General features: G+C 48.6%; 16 protein-coding genes and 1 tRNA gene. 4 read left to right on the top strand and 13 right to left on the bottom strand.

What is annotated here, in order from left to right:
• Nucleotides 1-51: 51 nt before the first annotated feature.
• The 9 genes from JUF22_RS11840 to yycF form a co-directional block, all read right to left on the bottom strand.
• Nucleotides 52-1,914 carry an ATP-binding protein gene (locus JUF22_RS11840; protein ID WP_203646532.1) on the bottom strand — a complete coding sequence of 621 codons (1,863 nt, stop codon included), beginning with the start codon at nucleotides 1,912-1,914 and terminating at the stop codon, nucleotides 52-54.
• A 1-nt stretch (nucleotide 1,915) separates the two neighbouring features.
• Entirely contained in the window at nucleotides 1,916-2,851 is a 936-nt protein-coding gene (locus JUF22_RS11845; RefSeq protein ID WP_203646534.1) for an SIR2 family protein, read from the bottom strand.
• A gap of 91 nt (nucleotides 2,852-2,942) precedes the next feature.
• Nucleotides 2,943-3,422 carry a 23S rRNA (pseudouridine(1915)-N(3))-methyltransferase RlmH gene (gene rlmH, locus JUF22_RS11850; RefSeq protein WP_057878196.1) on the bottom strand — a complete coding sequence of 160 codons (480 nt, stop codon included), beginning with the start codon at nucleotides 3,420-3,422 and terminating at the stop codon, nucleotides 2,943-2,945.
• Between the two features lie 541 nt (nucleotides 3,423-3,963).
• The gene (locus JUF22_RS11855; RefSeq protein WP_203646536.1) at nucleotides 3,964-5,313 is read right to left on the bottom strand and encodes a S1C family serine protease; all 1,350 of its coding nucleotides are present in this window, start codon (nucleotides 5,311-5,313) and stop codon (nucleotides 3,964-3,966) included.
• Between the two features lie 570 nt (nucleotides 5,314-5,883).
• The gene (locus JUF22_RS11860) at nucleotides 5,884-6,711 is read right to left on the bottom strand and encodes an MBL fold metallo-hydrolase (RefSeq protein WP_125764977.1); all 828 of its coding nucleotides are present in this window, start codon (nucleotides 6,709-6,711) and stop codon (nucleotides 5,884-5,886) included.
• Nucleotides 6,712-7,389: 678 nt separating this feature from the next.
• A complete protein-coding gene (locus tag JUF22_RS11865; RefSeq protein ID WP_125764975.1) occupies nucleotides 7,390-8,247 on the bottom strand; it encodes a two-component system regulatory protein YycI in 858 nt (285 codons plus the stop codon).
• Between the two features lie 28 nt (nucleotides 8,248-8,275).
• Nucleotides 8,276-9,574: a YycH family regulatory protein gene (locus JUF22_RS11870; RefSeq protein WP_203646538.1), complete on the bottom strand. Its 1,299-nt coding sequence runs from the start codon at nucleotides 9,572-9,574 to the stop codon at nucleotides 8,276-8,278.
• On the bottom strand, nucleotides 9,561-11,417 hold the full coding sequence (gene walK / locus JUF22_RS11875) for a cell wall metabolism sensor histidine kinase WalK (protein WP_203646540.1): 1,857 nt from the start codon (nucleotides 11,415-11,417) through the stop codon (nucleotides 9,561-9,563). Before walK ends, JUF22_RS11870 begins: the two co-directional genes overlap by 14 nt.
• A gap of 39 nt (nucleotides 11,418-11,456) precedes the next feature.
• The gene (gene yycF, locus JUF22_RS11880; RefSeq protein WP_125764968.1) at nucleotides 11,457-12,173 is read right to left on the bottom strand and encodes a response regulator YycF; all 717 of its coding nucleotides are present in this window, start codon (nucleotides 12,171-12,173) and stop codon (nucleotides 11,457-11,459) included.
• A gap of 1,030 nt (nucleotides 12,174-13,203) precedes the next feature.
• On the opposite strand from yycF, the gene JUF22_RS11885 reads away from it, so the two are divergent.
• The 4 genes from JUF22_RS11885 to JUF22_RS11900 all read left to right on the top strand — a co-directional run bounded on the left by JUF22_RS11885 (nucleotide 13,204) and on the right by JUF22_RS11900 (nucleotide 16,029).
• Nucleotides 13,204-13,276, top strand: a tRNA-Lys gene (locus tag JUF22_RS11885).
• 172 nt (nucleotides 13,277-13,448) lie between these two features.
• A complete protein-coding gene (locus JUF22_RS11890) occupies nucleotides 13,449-14,120 on the top strand; it encodes a DUF6198 family protein (RefSeq protein WP_236000778.1) in 672 nt (223 codons plus the stop codon).
• A 160-nt stretch (nucleotides 14,121-14,280) separates the two neighbouring features.
• On the top strand, nucleotides 14,281-14,592 hold the full coding sequence (locus tag JUF22_RS11895) for a hypothetical protein (RefSeq protein ID WP_203646541.1): 312 nt from the start codon (nucleotides 14,281-14,283) through the stop codon (nucleotides 14,590-14,592).
• A 435-nt stretch (nucleotides 14,593-15,027) separates the two neighbouring features.
• On the top strand, nucleotides 15,028-16,029 hold the full coding sequence (locus JUF22_RS11900) for a matrixin family metalloprotease (RefSeq protein ID WP_236000779.1): 1,002 nt from the start codon (nucleotides 15,028-15,030) through the stop codon (nucleotides 16,027-16,029).
• A 59-nt stretch (nucleotides 16,030-16,088) separates the two neighbouring features.
• On the opposite strand, the gene JUF22_RS11905 is transcribed toward JUF22_RS11900, so the two are convergent.
• From JUF22_RS11905 to JUF22_RS11920, 4 genes are all read right to left on the bottom strand, one after another.
• Nucleotides 16,089-16,328, bottom strand: coding sequence for a hypothetical protein (locus tag JUF22_RS11905; RefSeq protein WP_203646543.1), 240 nt, complete (start codon nucleotides 16,326-16,328; stop codon nucleotides 16,089-16,091).
• A gap of 573 nt (nucleotides 16,329-16,901) precedes the next feature.
• A complete protein-coding gene (locus tag JUF22_RS11910) occupies nucleotides 16,902-18,521 on the bottom strand; it encodes an ABC transporter substrate-binding protein (protein WP_203646545.1) in 1,620 nt (539 codons plus the stop codon).
• Nucleotides 18,522-18,971: 450 nt separating this feature from the next.
• A complete protein-coding gene (locus tag JUF22_RS11915) occupies nucleotides 18,972-19,241 on the bottom strand; it encodes a hypothetical protein (protein ID WP_203646547.1) in 270 nt (89 codons plus the stop codon).
• 73 nt (nucleotides 19,242-19,314) lie between these two features.
• Nucleotides 19,315-20,490, bottom strand: a complete 1,176-nt coding sequence (locus JUF22_RS11920; protein ID WP_203646549.1) for an MDR family MFS transporter — start codon at nucleotides 20,488-20,490, stop codon at nucleotides 19,315-19,317.
• Nucleotides 20,491-20,763 lie beyond the last annotated feature (273 nt).

Below are 20,763 nucleotides of genomic sequence, written 5' to 3' on the forward strand. Positions count from 1 at the left end.
CAACCGCTACCGGTTGAAATTTATAAACTTAATTTTCATATCTGAATCAGATCATTCATCTATTCCCCATAGATCAGTAAGTACCACATCATCACTAGCAGGACGAACTTCCTTATCTTTAATTTTAGGTATCTTTACAAAGACAGGAATTTGCATTGCACTTCCTGTAATTACAGCTTCTCCTTTTCCAAGGCTGGGTATCATCTGAAAAGAACTTCTGTCCAAGGTTGGCATTGTATTTTCCAACATACGTAAATCTCTATCATTAACTAGCCGGTGAACTACATAATTATGGACTTGAGATAAAATTGTTGGTGAAATATCCGCCGGTCTCTGTGAACTAATAGTCAAGAAAAAGCCAAATTTTCGACCCTCCTTTATTATTTCTTCAAATGTACGGAGCCTGTAATCTTGCCAAGTATCTCCAAAATTCGTTTCTTGATTGTTTAGGATATTATGTGCCTCATCAATTATCAAATGCTTAGTTTTGGTAATACCATGGCCTGTAGTGTTCTCCTTTTGAAAATCATAAAACATTTTAGACAACATCATAGGGATAACCCTCTTGATTTCTTGATTAGTATGGACCAAGGAAAAAACATTTACTGGATCATACTTATCTTCGACATCGTCTACCACTTCAATTACTTTGGTGAGGCTAGTAAATACTGAATCAATACGATGAAATAAGGGGTTTAGATAATCCCGATTAATTTTCCCCCATGCCGTTCTATGAACTTTTTGAAAATCCAAAAAAACTGCAAGCTTTTCAATTGGGGTTCTATTACTTGATTTCCAGTAATTTGATAATGCCTTTTCAATCTCCTCACCCTTTAAACCTATCCAATCTGAATCACTGATTGCCCCCTCTGAGCCCGCGTTAAAATACATTTTTCCATTTGTAGTATCAATATAATAATTTTCGTAAGTAGAATTGAACTGAATTTTATCAATTTCCGAATAAATACTCCCATCCTGAACGTACTTTTTACAACTTTGAATCCAATCTTGTATACTATCCTGATTTGCTGAGGAACCACTAGTCAATATTTTTTTTAAAGTTCCACAAACAAATCTTCCAAACTCGAAATTCATATCATCATATTTTTCATTAAATAATGAAACAGCTTTTTTCAAAAAGGGTGCTTGAGTAGCTGCAGTTGCACTAAAAAGAGTCGATAAAATATCTGCATCAAACAAGTAGTCCTTCGTGATAAATACCTTATCTCCAGCGCTTCGGGTGCTCAACGTGAAAACCTTTTTCTTATCACCAATATCAAATTGTTTTCCTGTATATTCCCCATTAAAGTCAATGATGAAAAATTGGCTTTTTTGGAATATCCGATTTTTATACTTGGAATGAAATAAGTCGAAGTACAATCTCTGCAATGTATTAGATTTACCACTGCCTGTATTCCCAAAAATACCAATATGACTCGCAAAAAAAGTATTGATATTCAACTCAACAGGTTGGTTTTCTAGAATCGACTGCCCTATATTGATGGACCCAGTCGTTTTATCTACGCTATAAATTTCTCCTAACTCTTTTTTAGTGGTTAATGTCACTTCATTCCCAATCATTGGCACATAAGAACTCGTAACTTGAAATGTATTATCAATAATTACGCCGCGTGTTTTAAGCTGGATTACTCGATTTATCGAATCTTTCTTATATCTATTATCGAATTCTGTACTTCTAATCGTATTTTGCTGATCGATTACTTTTTCAGTAATAACTGATGCGATAATTTTTACATCATTCTGATTAATCGTTAATAATGCACCAATCTTGGGTCCTGTAAGAATATCCCCAAACCAAATAATTTCAGAAGCATTAGACATATTATATACACCAACACTGGCAACAGGTCCATCAACACCAACTATTACACCAATTCGTTTAGTCAGTTGCATCTTAATCCCCCTCTGATAACATCCCGTTCAAAGTACGTGTCAACCATTCTAAATTAAGGTTATCAGAATTTTTATCCACAAAAACATCCTTTGGAGTGATTATTTTGAAGTTCGGCCTCTCTTCTAAGAAGCCTAAATTATTCAAAAAGGTTCCTCTATCTGCATCACTATATCCAATTGCATATACCATTAATTCAGCGTTCTGAAGCGCTCTTCTAACCATTTTTCCAATATGTTTATCTTGGAATGAGAACCCAATTATAAATAAAACGGATTGTGGTTTATCTAATTCTAATTGAAATATCCTTAGCATTTCATAAAAATGATTCTGTAAAAAAGTTGTTGCAGCCTCAAGCCCCGTTGGTGGCACGACAACCGGCATTGGGCTAACTCGATTAATTATCCGAATATTTTCCTTTTCCTTAACCCAGTTCATAGAACCATGTGGTTTAATCACAGAAATCGACGGTACCTCATTTAAATAATCGTTGTTCAATCCCCTATACGAAACAGTTCGATTGTAATTAGAACTGTCTAGCATTCTTTGAAAGTAGCCATTAGCACCATCATTAAATACAATTCTATTATTCTTCGAAGCTTTATCGATAGCCTTTTCAATAAAAAGGTCATAATTCGTTGTAAAAATGTTAACGTTTTTAGGTGACTGTCTTGAATTGGATAGATTTAAAAGATCGATAACTACTTGAATAAACCCGTCATATGTACTTTGTGTGTTTCTTACATTAGCACTTTGTCTATACCGATCTAAAATTTCACGACTCGTTACCTCTACCTTTTTAAGTAGTTCACTATTCGTCAATCCTGCCATTAAAGGAATCGCTGGAACAGACGTGCCCGAACCTAGTAAAAAATTCAGTTGTTTCGTTATTGCTAAGTTTCTCATCCGCTTGCTTAACGTATCTACCTGATTATCCATAATACTGATCTCCCTACATACTCTTATTCAATCATATGACACAAGCCTCACACAATGAACCTAGTTGCCGTTAGCTTTAAGAAAAACCGCATCACTTATGATACGGAGACCCCTCATTAATCATAAACGCCCGGTAAACCTGCTCCGTCAACACCAGCCGCATTAACTGGTGGGGCAACGTGAACCGCCCAAATGAAATTTGGGTATTGGCGCGCTTCAGGACGGCCGGTGTGAGACCCAGTGAGCCCCCAATGACGAACGTGATGTCTGAGTGGCCGTAGGTGGTCAAGTCCTTTAGCTCCTTGGCAAACTCCTCCGACGAGCGTTCCTTGCCCAGAATGGCTAACGCGTAGACGTATTCGCGGTCCTTAATCTTACTCAGAATACGTTCACCCTCCGCAGCCATGACCTGGTCCATCTCCGCCTGGGACATACTTTCTGGCGCCTTTTCATCGGGCACCTCGACGATTGAAAACTTACAGAAGCGCGACAACCGCTTCGCGTATTCCGCGATTCCCTGTTTAAAATACTTTTCCTTGAGTTTACCGACAACGACAAATTTGATGTTCATAATTAGCCTCCTGTACACAGGTTGTCCACAAAGTTATCCACAGGTGCACAACCTGATTTCCTAGATATTGGGGGGTTCTACTTGGAGACCCCCCATATTTATTTTTTGTTAAAAAGTCAATATCAAATAAGTTATCCACCGTTTTAAGACGAAACGTCTGTTCGGACTATCCGCTTACAAACTACATGAGCACTGGCTTTGTCACCGATAAAGTAGCGAATAACTTTTTCTATCCACAGCTTTTTGCCGAGCCTGTGGATAACTTTTGCACCGGTTCCATTGCCGGTCTGGCCCTGTTCATAACTTTTCCACTGTTCTATTATGCCATTTATCCCCCAAGTTATCCACAGTTGTCCACAGGCTTATTTTTGCCCCTGAATTACCACCCGGCGTTCCGCCTATTTCGTTCGGGCTCCCGACCGGCGGACACGTTTTCATTTCCTTCAAGCCAGTCGGAAACTTCGGTTTTTCATTAATTTTATTATCATCGCAAAAAGCGACCACCAGAAAATTCCGGTGGTCGCTTTCATTTCAGATTCAATTAGCTTTCTGAGTTGGCTGACGTTGAGGAGCTCAACTGAGAAGACGTCTCGGTCAATTTGACGTTGGCCGTCTTCTTCTTGCCATTGTGGTAGTACGTCATCGAGACCGTATCGTTCAGCTTATACTTGTAGAGGATGTCACGCAACGTGGACTGGTCAGAAATTTGGTGACCGCCCATGGCCGTGATGACGTCGTACTTGGCCAAACCAGCCTTCTTCGCTGGTGACCCGGCGCTGGCGCTCATCACAACGACCCCGCTCTCCACACTAGATGGCAGCTTCAGGATCGACTTCTGTTGGGCGCTGGAAACGTTGGCGAGATCCACGTAGGTAATCCCTAACGCTGGCCGCACAACCTTCCCCTTCTTGACCAATTGATTGATGATGTTGACGACTTCGTTTGATGGAATGGCAAAGCCCATCCCCTCAACACTAGTCCCTTCAGCATCGCTGGCAATCTTGGAAGAGGTGATCCCAACGACTTGGCCGCCGACGTTAATCAGCGCACCACCAGAGTTCCCCGGGTTAATCGCGGCATCGGTTTGGATAACCGTGGCATTCCCAGTCTGAGTACCTGATGAGTTCGTGGTTTCAATCGTCCGTTTCTTAGCGGAAATGATTCCTTCCGTTAACGACGTTGCGTACTGGCTACCCAGCGGTGACCCGATGGCCAATGCAGTCTCGCCGACCTTGATCTTATCGGAATTCCCAAAGGAAGCGACGGTCTTCAAATCAGACCCGTTGACCTTCAAGACGGCCAAGTCGGTGACGGAATCCTTCCCGACTAATTTCGCCTGCAACTGCTTACCTGAGCTGGTCACCACGCGCAGAGCGGAAGACCCGGACACCACGTGATTGTTCGTCACGATGTAGGCGGTATTGCCGTCCTTCTTGTAAACGACCCCGGACCCTTCGGACGCCTCTTCCAGTTCGGATTTCGACTTGGAATTCGAGCTAGAAGATTCGGCGCCAAACAATTGACCCAGCGTACTGCTACTGCTGTTTTGCTTCTGTAAATTAATCACGGAGACCATGGCCCCCTTGACCTGATTAAAGGCCTTGGTCGACTGGCTAGACACGTTGACCGTCACGTTAGACGTCGACGCGTTGCCACTCTTATTACTGCCGGCTGGCACCGCGGTATCATTGATGCCACTATTATTCAGGTAAGTGATTCCGCCGTAAGCGGCACCCCCACCTAACAGCCCGGCGACCAGTGCCGTCACGGCCACCTTGGTCAAGGTCAGGCCGCCCCGTTGCCGTTTCCGCGGTTCCGGAGTGGGCGTTGGAGTTGCTTGGTTTTGATCATTATTTTCAAATTGATTATTATCGTTGTTATTGTTATCCATCACATTGCGCTAACGCGCGAACCCTCCTCATTTATCGGCCAGGGACTTTGACGCTCTGGCCGTCGTTTTTTAATTATATTCATCTTAACGAGTGAGTATGAATTTTTTTCGATGATTCGGTGCTGAAGTCCTAAAGTTTACCAAATCTTACGAAGAACCTGGGGTTAAGCTGTGTTGGGTCCGCCTCCGGGCGGGTGCAAATGGGACCGGAACGCGGTGGGCGCCCGTCCGGAGCCACAGAGCGGTCTCCGAACTTACTTTGAGCCTCACAAACCCGAGTCTCAAAGATAGCAGTTCCCTAAGCGGCAAAGACCGTCGCTAAGGGAACTCCCACGGCTAAGCCCATTTGCACCCGCCCTGCGGCTAACACTGGCTTAGCCCCGGTTCGTCGTTATTTGGTAAATTAGGTGGTCATTTGTTTGGATGTTGGTTTGGTTCTAGGCATTACTGGTTGGTTTGCTCGACTTTACGCAGATTGTGACATTGCGTAGTCTTGCTGTTAATCTGTCTGGCTATTCCGACGCGATTCAGTTGACCCCAACCAACAATTCCACAACTCACCGATTTCGCCTACAACGCAACCAACGGGGTGGCTTCTTCCGGATTGGTATCGATCAGCTGGAAGTCATGGCCGACGCCGAAATCGCGGTTCTCCATCATGGAGGCCACAGTCAGGTGACACAGCGACTGCATGTTGTTGTGCAGGCTCCGGTGGCCGAGGTAGATTTTCTTGGTCCGGTTACCCAGCACGTCCATCAACGCGTCAGCGCCCTCTTCGTTTGACAAGTGACCCTTGTCGCCCAGGATTCGCTGCTTCAATGGCCACGAGTACTCGCCCATCCGCAGCATTTCCACGTCATGGTTACACTCCAACAAGTAGGCGTCGGCGTCCTTGATCACACCTTCCACGTGCTCGGAAACGTAGCCGGTGTCCGTCAAAATGACAAACGTTTTCCCATGGTAGTGAATCGCGTAAAATTGGGGCTCGGCGGCATCATGGGACACGGAGAAACTCTCCACGTCAATGTCCCCGAACGTTTGGACCGTATCCGGCGCAAATAAATGCTTTTGGGCCAACTCGACCTTGCCAATTTTGCTATCCATGGCGTCCCAAGTGCCCTTGTTGGCGTACACGTTCAGCTGCTCGTACCGCCGCGCCAAAATGCCCACGGCCTGACGGTGATCCGAGTGTTCATGGGTGACCAGCAACGCGTTCACGTCGTTCATGTTCCGGTTGATATCACCCATCAACTTTTCAATCTTCTTGCCGCTCAACCCGGCATCAATCATGATGCGTTCGTTGGGGCTCTCCACGTAGGCCACATTACCCGTGCTACCACTAGATAAAATGCTGATGCGCAGGTCATCTGCTACTGCTGTATCCGTTCGCAAATTCAATTCGACCTCTCCTTAAAATTCAATACCGTAATCATACCGCATTTCAGCTTCCTTGTAACTAATATTAATTGGGTTATACCGGATGTATTGCGCCTTACCGGGCGGGTGAAAATTGAGCCGTGACGCGGTGGGCGCCCGTCCGGAGCCACAAAGCGGTCTCCGAACTTACTTTGAGCCTCCAAGCCCGAGTCTCAAAGATAGCAGTTATCTAAGCGGCAAAGCCCGTCGCTAAGATAACTCCCACGGCTGAGCTCATTTTCACCCACCCTGCGGCTTAGACTGGATTAACCCACAAACAGTGTTCAGTTTTTCCCCCCACTCATGACTACTCAGACGATTCAGCTAATGTCCTCATGCAATTTCCAAACCCAAATCAGTCTAACACTGGTTACCGTTGTGAAAATTTCCACCATCAACAGCGACCAGAGGCGGGGCTAGGTGCCCAGCCGTGTCGATGGCTTTAGCTGAACGATTTTCTCAGCTTAGGCCATGGGACGACTTTTGAGACTGGCGGGCTTCCAGGCTTAAAAGCGAGGCGGAAGACCGCTTCCCAGGCTGGAGCCGTTCCCCACCAGCAGGGCACCTGGCCCCGCCGCCGGGAGCGACCATCACGAAAATTTCGTCCCAGCAAAAAAGGCGGCTCGCGGCCGCCTTTCATCTTTTTTCAGTTAACGTGGCTTAGTTGCTGGTGGTCGAGGTCCCGCTGACCGTCTTCACGTTGCTATCGTTGGTCAGGATGGCCCCGGTGAACGCGTTGACGTGCTTCAGCTGGAGGACGCCGGCGTTGTTGCCACTGTTGGCCTTGACCGCGATGACCCAGGTTGGGATGTAGACGCTGCTATTCTTCAACGTGAAGTAGCGTGTGTACGCCAGCTTGGTCCAGACGATCTTGGTGTTGTTGGCAATCTGGTTATACTGGTACAACCAGATCAGCGCCTTGCGTTCCGAAATGGTCTCGGTCTTTTCCCGCAAGGTCGCGACGTCCGTCAGATACCCTTGGGTGTAGCCGGTCACCTGGCCGTCATTGGTCAGGCTGAATCGGATTTCCCCGTAGCGCGAATAAATCTGACCGTCCGTCACGTGTTGCGTGTAGACCACGGTGTTGCGACTCGACAACTGTTTGTTATAGAAGTAATTCGTGCCGTTTAAAATGAGCGCGCCGTTATTGACCACAGTATCCAGCGTTTTATCCGGATGCTTGGGGTCAACGCCGGTCACGGCCGTCTTAAACGTCGAGGCAATCGTCCCGTCCGTTTCGTAACGCACGGTCTGGTCGCTCAGACTGGTCAAGCTACTCTTGATGCTGTCGTCGTTGGTCGTGGAAATGTAGTAGCCTTCGCCACTCTTCTTCGATGGCGTGTCAAACGTGATATCGTCAGAGCGCATTTCCTTAATGATCGTCGTGTCACTATCGGCCGAGCGGCTGGACGTGGTATCGGTCTCCCCGGACGTATCGCGCTGAAAGGCGGCGAACAAGAAGATATCAATAACAATGAACGCGACTAAGAATAACCACTCGATGCGGCGAAAATCCATGCCGGACCGCCCTCCTTTTTTGACCGGTTTATGACTGCTTTAGCATCTGGTCGTAAGTTTTCCAGCTTCCGTTGTAGAACACGTACCAGGTTGGCGTCAAATTGACGACCTTATCCGATGAGGACGAGGCCAACCACTGGTAACCCAACTGCAACGTCGCCATTTTCTTCTTACTATACCCGGCCGCTACCAGTCGGTCAATGACGCTTTGCGTGCTAGGCAACGACTCGGCTTTCTTATCGTTAGGCACAGGCACTTGCAGGCTATACAGTGAGAAATTGTACCGCCGAACGCCCTGCGCTAACATCTGAATCCGCGCCGCCCCGTAGTTACTCTGGTTAAAAATGGGGAACCCTTCAACGAAGCTCCGGTAGGTCACGGTCGACTTCCCAGAATTGTAGCCATAATAACGCAGGTTTTCCATGGGAATCCCGATGGACTTGACCGCGCTATAGCTGGCACTAAGCGCCTGGCTGAAGTTGAATGACGATTGCAGCGCACTGTAGTCCTCGTACAACGCCGTCCCGCTCTTGTTGTAAACGGTCAGCTGGCGCGAGGCCCCGTCGCTATAAATCGTATTATCCTTATTCTTCTTGGCCGAAACGTTGGTCGACTCCCCCTTGTTAAGCAGGCGGGTGGTAAAGTAATCCGTCGACTGTTGGTTGACCAAATAGCTATACGACTGAACCGTCACACTGTTCGTGACGTACGGAATCGCCGACTTGGTGAACCATTTCATCTGGACGTCGATGCGGAATAAGTTTTCTTTCAAAATCTTCTGTAACGCGGCGAGATCACTCTTGCGCACGCTGATACGGTAAACTTCTTGATCCTTGTCATCCAGCAAATACAGGTGTTTGGCATCGTTCAGCGGCACCATGATCCGGGAAAATTCCGCGGAGGTTCGGGCCAGCTTACTGCCAAAAATCGTATTAAACATTTTAATATTGACCGGTGCCGAATAGGACATCAGTAAACTACTCTTGGTGGTTAAATAATGCATGTACGCTGAACGCGAGCCCGGTTGGACCCGGCGGATACTCCCCAGGTCCCATTTAGACAGGGCCTCGCGAATCTCCGTGGTCAGGTTAACTTTCCGGTTGTTCAGCAGTTCTTGCTTGCCACTGCCGTTGGTGTACACCACCTCGGTCGGGAGGTAAATATCCTTCTGTGGTCGGGTATTCAGTTCGGTCGTCGGCGTATTGGAACTGCGCTGGCGACTGCGCTCATACTGCGCAGGATTCGTCCAAATCATGGCGGATAACGTCACACTGACTGCCACAGCTAAGGTCAATCCCAGTGGTAGAAATGCTTTAGTTATCTTCATCCCAGAGATCCTCCTCATCGTACGGCTTGTAAGGCAAGGAAATGTAGAACGTGGACCCACGGCCTTCGCGACTGTCGACCCAGATTCGGCCGCCCAGCATTTGGACGACTTCCTTGGAAATCGCGAGACCCAGTCCCGTTCCGCCTTGTGCCCGTGAACGGGCCTTATCTACCCGGTAGAACCGGTCAAAGATCCGCGGAATATCTGCCCGTGGAATCCCGAGTCCTTGGTCAGACACGCTTAAAATCACGTTGTTGTGCGTCTCCAGCAGGCGGGCCGTGACGATACCACCATCGGGTGAGTACTTGATGGCGTTGTTCATCAGGTTATCCAGTACCTGCGTGAAGCGGTCCGTGTCAATTTCGACCCAGAGGTCACGCTTAGTGAAGTCACGCTTGATGGTGTAGGTCTTTTCAGGCTTATCATCTTGCTTCAACATCATGTCAAAACGGTCGAGCACGTAGTTAAATAGTTCGTTTAAGTTGACCATTTCCAGGTCGACCTTTTGCGTCCCGGAATCCATCCGTGACAGCGTCAATAGGTCGTTGATCATCCGAATCATCCGGTCGGTTTCTTCCTGGGTGACCTTCAAGAAGCGGGGCGCCACCTCGGGATCCTTCCAAGCCCCTTCGGACAGGGACTCGATGTAGGCCCGCACGGAGGTTAACGGCGTCCGCAACTCATGGGACACGTTGGAAACGAATTCCTTCCGGTCCTGATCGATTTTCTGTTGTTCGGTGACATCGTGGAGCACACAAACTAATCCGGAAATGAAGCCAGACTCCCGTTGAATCAAGGAGAAGTAGGCTTGCAGAATCAAATCATGTTCTTTAGTCGAAAAATCCAAGACTAAATCATCGGGATCTTCTAGCAGTTCGCGCAACGTATAGTCGTCACGAATATCCAGTAAGTCCAAGATGGATTTACCCACGGCATCATCGGGGTCGTGGTCGAGGAAGCTGCTAGCCGTCTCGTTAATGATGGTCACGTTACCACGCCGATCGGTGGCAATAACCCCATCGGTCATGTGGGACATGACGGAGTCGAGTCGCCGCCGTTCGGACTCGGTAGACTCTTGGGCCTCTTCCACCCGCACGGACAGGTTATTGACGGCACTGGCCAGTTGGCCCAGTTCATCGTTCCCATACACGTGCACGTGGCCAGAGTAATCCCCTCGAGCGATCCGCAACGTTTGTTTCTTCATTTCATCGATTGGCCGGGTTATAGCCCGGGAAATAATTATCGCCATGACCAGCCCCAAAATAATCGCCACAAACGTTGCCGATACGTAGATCAGCGTGATTTGATTGATATTTTGATAGACCGAGTCCAGACTGGACCGCATGTAAATAACCCCGACTAACTCGCTGTTATTTCCCTGGGTCCGAATCAACCGCGTAATCGTGGTATAGTACCGACTATTATTCTGTGAATTATAGGTCGTCCGCACCACGTCACGGTTATTGTAGATGGCATTCTTAATGTTATTATCAGTAGTTTTTTGGCCCACGATTCCCTGGTTATCGACTTCATTGGTTCCACGGATGGTCCCCTTGTTATCGATGACCCGAATCTGAGCGTTATTGGTATTGTTGATTTCCGACAGCGTCGACTTGATTTGTTTGTCACTCTTAGTGGCATTCGTCGTGGTCAACTCGTCAGACAGCCGATTGACAATGTAGGTCTGCACCACCTGTTGGGCCTTGAACGTGTTTAAGTTCTGGCGTTCCAACTGACGGACAAACACAGCGCCAACGATCTCCAGCGTTAAAAGTAGGAGTAGCGCGAAGACCAGCGCGATTTTAAAATGAATCGACTGGAAAAATTTTATTTTACTATTCACGAAGTCACATACTCCTCAATGCGAGATTTAGCGTTACCGCTAGGCTTGGTCGGAATCTGGGTTGCGCAGGTAGTACCCGACACCCCGCCGTGTGACCAGCCAAGTTGGGTGGCTAGGGGCATCTTCAATCTTTTCACGGAGCCGCCGAACCGTGACGTCCACGGTCCGCACGTCACCGAAGTAGTCGTAGCCCCAGACCGTTTGTAACAAGTGTTCCCGGGTCATGACTTGGCCAATGTGTTGGGCCAGGTAGTGGAGCAATTCAAACTCACGGTGTGTCAGATCAATGTTAGCGCCGCGCTTGGAGACAGAGTAGGCTTCGGGATGGATGGTTAAATCACCGATCTCAATGTCTTGGTTCTCAGGTTCTTCGGGTTGGGCGTGTGCCGCAGCACTTTGCCGCCGCAGGTTAGCCTTGACCCGTGCCACCAATTCCCGGTTAGAGAATGGCTTCGTAACGTAATCATCGGCCCCAACTTCCAGGCCCACGACCTTGTCCAATTCGGAATCCTTGGCCGTGACCATGATGATTGGCATATCATGCTTTTTCCGGATAGACTTGGCAACTTCCAAGCCATCGAGCTTAGGCAACATCAAATCCAAAATAACCAGGTCGGGGTTCCCCTCTTCGACCTGTTGGACAGCGGCTTCGCCATCGTAGGCGACGTCCACCTCGTAACCTTCTTTTTCCAAATTAAACTTCATAATATCAGTAATTGGTTTTTCATCATCGACAACGAGAATTTTCTTAGGCATAGTAAAAATTTCCTCCTTAAGGGAAATACGAGCGATCCGGTAATTGCAGGATTACCGGCAGGCCGGCCGTTGGGTGTCAAAATACCACCGACAATGGGGCCACAGCAGTTTCTTTTCAGTTTTTTCATCGTTTAAAGTCAAGGAATATCGGCGTTCCTTTGTTGAACGCCTGGTGTTTTTAAGGGGCGTTGTCCGACCCGATAAGGTTCCGGTGTCGTTGAGAGCAACGCTATCTGAATTATAACACATCATGAAGTTTCTTTCAGTCCTAGTGTATCAAGGATTTAAGGTGGTTTTAACTTTATATTTCCCGGGAAATATACTAACTTAGTGGACAAAACACAACATTTTGTCCACTAAGTTCATAAAAAACAATTGAAAGCCCCGTCCCATGCCGGCCAAGTAAGAGGTTCTTTACAATTTCAGGTCAAATCGATTACGGGTTAGTCGGCGATTCTTCTGCTTTAACGGCAGACTTGGGTAGGATAACCCGGAGCATTTTTATGATCATCGACTAAAATAATCGGTCGGTTCGTTGGTTCTCTCAGCTAACCTAATTGCTTCGCAGTTGAAAAATCGTTTCCAACCAATCTGTCATCATCGTCAAGCGACTGATTTTTACGCCGCCTCCAATAACGACATCAACTACTACCAAATTTCTAAAGTTCTGACTGCCCCTTAATTTGATTGATTTCAGTCAAAATCACGGCAATTTTTGCAAAAAGCAGCCTTTTTCAAAAAAAACTAAAAAAATTTCAACTTTTTTTGCCACGTAAACCGACTTACTTGCCCCGGATTTACCGCAATTTTGAAAAAAATGCCAAAAAACCCAAAAAACTTTTTGGCGAAATAAAAATACCTATAATCCGCATTAAACCGGGGATAAGTTTTCCTCACGTTTGATAAAATACCCAGTTTTTTTGAATAAAAATCAACTTTTTTCGGAAAAGGGGTTGCGCACCCTGCACCCGCATGATATGATAGTTCTCGTTGATATGGAAGACATACAACAGCAACAAGTCAATCACATGGGCAGTTAGCTCAGCTGGCAGAGCAACGGACTCTTAATCCGTGGGTCCAGGGTTCGATCCCCTGACTGCCCATCACTTACTAATCAGCTTTCACGAGGTTAACTTCGTGGTTGCTGATTTTTTTGTATAACTAGGTAATAAATATCCGCTACATTTAATATCTATGCATAACGCCACCTGGCTTTTTCTCGCGCCGCTATCTATAGGGGGAAACGCTACGGAAACTATGTCGAGGTGAGTCGTTTTGCAACAGCAACAGAAGAAGAATCACATGTCTTATCGCGTCGTCGCCCTCATCATCGGGCTGGTCCTGAACGCCTTTGGAAACGCCCTGAGTGTCGCCGCCAATGCCGGTAGTGGGATTTGGACTGCGGCGGCCGTCAACATCGCCTATTGGATTCACGGCAACGTGGGGGTCATCCTCCTGATTGTCGGAATCTGCAGCGCCTTGTTGAACCAATTTCTGATTCATCAGGTCGATATCCCCCGATTTGTTGGTGAGGTTGTCTTCATTTCCTGTTTCAGCTACTTCATTGATTTATTTGTGGCGATGTTTACCAAATGGGGAATTCCCGACCTGAACTTAGCTTGGCGCATGCTGCTGAGCATCTTAGGGGTCACCATCTTTGCCTGCTCGATTTCCATCTACCAGCGGGCCAACCTGATTATGCATCCCAATGATGACACCTCCAATATCCTGCGTTTCATGTACCTGGGTGGTCGGGCAACGGCGTCACAGTTCGTCGACTTCATTCCACCGATCATCATGATTGCGGTCTGCTACGCGTTCACCCGGCAGATTTACTCCGTGAACGTGGGGACGCTTTACTCCATCCTCTTCAACGGGGTCATCATTGCGGCGTCCGACAAACACATCATGCCGCACCTGTACCACAATTTCCGCGTTTCCCATTAAAGACGAATTCACGCCGCCAATCACACCTGATTGGCGGTTTTTTTGACAAATCATTTAATGCCGCATACTAAATATTTTATCAAGTTTATTTATAAGACAATTTACTAGCTATTGCCGCCGCTTTCCCGTATTCTAACAGGACAAGGGGGGAGAACCACATATGAACGATGCCACACTGACTCACGAATTTTTGTTGCTAGAGGTCCTGAACGCCATCTGCGCCAAGACCAAAATCAAGCCCAGCGCTCTGATACTCCTGAATTTTCACTTCACCGATTCCCAACTGCAAGTCCTCGATACCTACTTATTTGATCACGCCTTCGGACAGGAGTCCCTGTCCACGCAAGACGTCGCCCAAAAATTACACGAAATTCGCCCCAACATGACCGCCGCCGACTACTTCTTCATCGCCCAAGACCTCGTCGCCGCCTGGCAACATGAGGAGCGTTACCATGGGTTAAATTTTATCTAGTCTACATATAGGGAGAAACGCAGCAAAAATTAGCCGATTGCTCACGCGCTCAATCGCATAACGACGTGCCTCAGCGAGGAACATCTGCGAACAACAAACAGAGTCTTGGACCGCAAGCTTAACGTTAGTGACCAGAGGCGGGCCAAAGTGCCCTGCTGTGTCGATGGTCTTAGTAGATCTTAGACCATGGGACAACCTTTGAGACCGCTTCTCAGGCTGGAACCGACCCCACAGCAGGGCGCTTTGAGCCCGCCGCCGGGAACGGCCTACACGACACTGCATCACAATTTTTGCCAGCCATCATACCCTAATTCAGTCTGGACAAGCGCTGATTGCGGGACTAAGCTTAGGTAATAAGCGGGTTGGACAGTTTAGTAACAAGGCATTTTAGTGACTGGTTCCATCCCCAGCTAATTTGGAGAGGAGTCGTTTCGTTTGCAAAAATCTGTCATCCTGCTAACGACCTGCTTAGCGCTCCTTGGCGGCGTTTCTGCCCGTGCAGCCACCAAGAACCCTACGCCGGCAAACAAGTACCGTTACGCCGCTAAGAAGGCGTCCTATTACAATAAATCAACCAGTGCTTACTACCGCTCCATCTGGACGGCGGCCCGAAAGTCCTGGAATAACTCTAAGGCCTTCAAATGGTCGACCACCAAGAATAAAAAATCGCGCACGTTTACCACGAGCGTTGCCAAGAATTCCGGTATCTGGACCAACGCTACCGGGATGGCTTACAATGGCATGTCTTATGACAAGACTGGTCACCAGACCGGCGCGGCCATGTACCTCAACCGCACTGTTCTAAAAAAATACAAATACAATAAGAAACAACGCACCAACGTCGCCATCCACGAAATGGGTCACGCGCTGGGATTGAGCCACAATCAGTCCGGCTCCATCAGCGTGATGAATCCGGCCAACCGGGTACATCCCCTGCGCAACGTCGATATCCGTGGGGCTAAGAAGGTCTACACGACCCCGCTCAGTACGAAAAAGGTGCTGGCTTCCTCAGCCAAGCCCACGCTGACCGTTGACCACCTCAAGGATTACTCCAATGGCATCTATGGGGTGGAAGCGATTCGTAAGGACGCCGGCACCATCGTGGAGGGCACCATTACCAAGAGTGTCGCCCACCACAAGGCCCCCAAGAACTACTACACCACCCAAACGCTAAAGATCAATGAACATTTCAAGGGTCTCAGCGGCAAGTCCGTCACCTTTACCCAGGGTGGGACCACGAAAATGGCCGTTACCGACAGCGAAGTGCTCCATCAGGGTGAAGAAGTCGTGGTTATGCTAGCCAAGAACGCGGCTGGCAATTATTACGTCATTAACGATGGGCAGGGAATGTTCGTCGATACCCACACCAGCAATGGCCACGAGCTGTTTGAACACGTCTCAGATCACACCATTTATACCGAAGATATGCTGCATTAGGCAGCAAAGCCGTCGTCCCCAGCACAATGCTCGAGACGACGGCTTTTTATGTAAAAAAACTACTCGCGATGGAAGTACCGCAGTCCGGCCTCAATCAGGTCGATCACCGCAAACAACCCGATGAAGCCTGCAATAGCCTCCAGGAAGAACCGGCCGTAATCGACCCAGAACAGTTCTCCTAGCGTCACCAGATCAACGGCCCCCTTGACAAGGAAGACAGGTACCAATAAGAACAAAAATATTTCGAATAGATCCACCGTCTGTGCAACTTGGTCCATAAATAATTTGTGAAAATGCATCCCCGTACCTCCTCCGACAATGACTACCCACCACCCCCAACTTCACGCCAATAGCGTCTCCCCAAAGTTAAGCGGTGGAATAGTTCTTGCCACTCATCATACGACAGTTTAATCAGTGAACGCCACCCTTTCGGCAAAACAAAAAGCAGCCGGTCCGCTAAAGTGCGGAGCGACTGCTTTTCTAGAGGTCGAAAATTTGAGGTTAGTCGGTGAGCCCTGTCTCACGGGGCAAGCACTCACTGATTAGTTTGTTTAAAACGGTGTTGTCTTTCGCCTCCGGGGCGAGGAAAACGAATCGGAACGCGGTGGACACTATACAATAGTTGCTAGATCAACATCCGCAGAATTACGGGCTAAACCCGTGTCAGCCGCAGGGCTGGTGAAAATGGGCTCAGCCGTGGGAGTTGCCTTAGCGGGTTTCCCGCTTAGGCAACTGCTATCTTTGAGACGTGATCTTCGTCTCAAAGTAAGTCTGGAGACCGCCCTTTGGCTCCAGGCGGGCGCCCACAGCGTCACGGCCCATTTTCACCAGCCCGGAGGCGCTGCTAGAAATCAGTTTAGCCCATAAACCCGTTATTTCCAGTAAGCATACTTATATTGCGCGTCGCTCATCATGGTGTACTTCAACCCGCCAACGGACTTGGAAACCAGGTGCGCCTTGGCTTGTTGGTACAGCGGAACTAAGCCGGCTTGCTTGGTCACGTAGGTGTCGGCTTGCTTCAACAGGTCCCACCGTTGTTGCGTGGTGTGGCTGGCCGTATCGTCGACTTGCTTCATTAAATTGGTAAAGTGGGCGTTATCCCATTTGGTAAAGTTCACGGAGCTGGTCCCATCAGCCATTTGTAAGAAGTCGGCTGGATCCCGCCAATCCGTGGTCCACCCGTCGAGGTCGATATCAAAGTTACCGGCCGCACCCTTGGCAATCTGTTGAGCCAATGGCATCGACTTGATGGTGATGCTCAGGCCGGGCATGTACTTCTGTGCCTGTTGTTGCAGGTATTGGGCCACGTGCTTTTGTTCATCCGTGTCGGCGGTCAGGAGTTCCAAATTGGCCTTCTTGATGCCAAGCTCCTTTTTCGCTTGGTTCCACAATTCAGTGGTCTTCTTAGGGTTGTAACTCAAGAGGTTACCCACATCTTCGGAGAAGTCCTTACCCGTGGTTGGGTCATTCCCATCACCGGACGGAATCAGGCTTTTAGCAGCGGCGGACCCATCTTGCAGCACATTCTTGGTCAGGGCGTTCCGGTCGACCACGTAGGAGAAGGCTTGACGTACCTTGGTGTTGTGCGTCACCGTCTTTTTATCATTAAATTCCAGGAACCGCATGGAACTGTTCAGCGTCGTATTCATTTCTGGGTTGTTGGCATTTTGCTTGATGTATTGCCCGGAAAGCACGGTTTCTTGAACCTTGCCAGACTTGAACAGGCTAGCTGACGTGCCCGGATCCTTCACAACTTGCACGTTGACCTTGGAAATTTTTACATTCTTGGCATTCCAGTAATGTGGGTTCTTCACGTAAGACCAGCTGTCAGCCGCGCCACTCCAGCCAACCAACTTGTAAGGCCCTTCGGAAAGCGTCTTTTCAGCGCTGATCCCGTACTTACTGCCATATTTATTGAAGAGACTGGTCTTCATTGGATACGCCGCCGTAGCCAAGATGTCTGGCAACCAGGGTTGTGGCTTGGACAGCGTCAACTGTAACGTGCTCTTATCCAGGGCCTTCACACCCAATGCAGATGGAGACTTCTTCCCAGCCTGAACGGCATCATAATTCTTTAAGTATTTGAGCTTGTTGGCTACCTGCGACTTGGACTTCGGATTGACCTGCCAATCAAAGGAGGTCACGAAGTCTTGTGCCGTCACCGGATCACCGTTTGCCCATTTGGCAGCCTTTTTGATCTTAAACGTATAAACGGTGCCATTTTTCGTGGGCTTAACTACTTTTTCAGCAATCCCGGCGATGACCTTACCATTCTTATCCAACGTGTACAGGCCTTCTTCAGTCTGCGCAATCAAACTGGAACTGTTACTGTCACCCGAAATGGCGGGGTCGGCCGTGGCGGGATTCCCGACCATGGTGACGCTCAACGCCTTATCTGCCTTGTCCGCACTCGTTTGCGCTGCAGTTGACCCACACCCGGCCAATGCTGCGACTGCCAATAATCCAAAACCTAATCCCATTAATTTCTTCATATAATCGACCCCTCATCTTGTTTGCCTAACCAAAAAAATCGCCCGTCCTCGTTAACCATCTCTGGCTAACAAGGGCGAACGATTCGCGGTACCACCTTGTTTTATCTCTCATGGTGCATTTCACACCCGTGCGGTAATGGGCACGACCCAGGCACGGCTACTTGATTCACCGCGCCGACCTCCAGATGCGCTTCACCCCGACCGTTTGATCCGGCTTGCATCGACCCGGACTCGCTGAACAAACGGTGAAGGGCTACTCTTCTGGGCAACGTCTTCTTGATTGATACTAAATCTATCATCATCCATTTTAAATGTCAATTCTTTTATAAACATTCATTTCTTTGCATATTTTCTGCATAATTGGCAAAAAAAAGAGCGAACCCGCGTCGCCGTAGGTTGGCCCTTTTGTATATTCTGGTTAAGAAACCGTTATTTTACCGATAAACTTTTTTATTTATTCATGTCCTGTTGCCGATGGCCTTGTGAAACAGTCGTCGTTTGACGGCTAACGGTCTTCCCCGCTTGACTGGTCGTTGTCTGCGTCTTGACCGCAACGTGCCCCTTACCCGTTGTGTCGAGTTGCACCGCAGTTTGGCCAGACGTCGGTTGAACAACCGAGTCCGTCACAGTTGAGCTGTTTTGCGGAACCTGACTGAAGAGCAAGCCCCCAGCAACCAGGCCCAGCATAACGCCGCTGATTCCCCTGAATTTTTTTGTCATGTGCTTTCCCCTGATTTCCCTTTAGTACAGATAACTTCCTCTGCGTTAATTATACACCAAAAGGTCAAGCAGTTTACTTATAAGTTTCCACATTCTGTTGGTTGGCGTGAATCACGACGCCATTTAACCCCAGAATCAACAGATTGGCGACCGCCGCAATGATAAATAGGAGCGTGTAGGAACCGTGGTCGATCACCAGACCGCCAAAGAGTGGGCCAAATGCCTTCCCCACGTTGGCCCACGCATTGGCCATGCCTTGGTATTTCCCTTTAACCGCGTGGGGCGTTAACCCGTTAACGATCGCCGGGATGGCCGGAAACGCCGTCGCCTCACCCATCGTCAGGATGACCATGGCAATCACAAAGTGCAGGTAGTCCTTGGCAAAGATGAGCGTGACAAACGACAAAGCCACGAAGAAAATCCCAGCATAGACTTGGAGATACAGATTGCTAAAGAAGTTGGCGAGCCAATTTAATAGCGCCTGGAACACCACAATCAAGCCGGCATTAATCGTCCACAACAGGCTGTATTCACGCATTGGAATGCCCATCCCCGTCATGTAAACGGACAAGTTGGACACCCACTGCTCGTACATCACCCAGATAATGATCAACGAAATAAAAAATGTCGCCATAATTCGTCGATTAGGCAAGGCAATCGTCACGTCTTGGGCTTGCTTGGTCACCACCTGCCGTTGCATCACGGCTGGCGCGTGGTAGCAGGTCAGAACGACCGTGAAGAAGCAGATGAACAGGCTAAACGCAATCACGAAGAGGAGCGTCACGCTGGTGCTATAGACAAAGCCGACTAGCGCCGTCCCCAGCACCACCCCCAGGTTTTGTGCGAAGTAGAGCATGTTGAAAATGTACCGCCCGTCGCGGCTGTGAATCGTGGTCCCTAGGGAGTTGACCATCGTTAGCGTCCAGCCGGAAGCCAGACCCAAGAAGACCAGAGCAATCGGAAACGCCGGCCAGCCGTGGCTGAAAATCAGCGTTCCCAAGGTGACTAGCGATACGCTGATGCCCCCTAGCGTGAGGTAATACGGGTTCAGCCGGTCAAATAGTCGGCCCCCAATCACACTCCCCACCACGTTCGCGGAAGAGTATAACAGTAAAATAATCCCGACTTCGGTCAACGACGCCCCCAGTCGGTTGTGCATGTAAATCGTGGTCAACGGCCAAATAAAACTCATACCGATACTACTGAACAAGGCGCCCAGCAGCAACCACCGCAAGCGAATCTCGCGCATAAGCCGACTTCTTTCAAAGATTAAAATTCAATTAGATTAATTCTAGCATACGCTTTGCAGAAAATGAAGCTGGTGCGGGGTATGGGTTAGACTGGTTGTTGCCCGCGTCTCCGGGATGGTGAAAATACGGATGGTCACGTTCGTTCCCGCCGGTGGGCTCAAGATGGCCTGCTATGGGGACCGGTTCCGGCCTGAGAAGCGGTCCGCCACCTCGCCTTGAAACCTCGCTGAAGTTCGCGAGTTTCCAAGGTCGTCCCGTGCTCTAAACTGAGA

Source organism: Levilactobacillus lanxiensis, from assembly GCF_016861655.1.
GTDB lineage: Bacteria > Bacillota > Bacilli > Lactobacillales > Lactobacillaceae > Levilactobacillus > Levilactobacillus lanxiensis.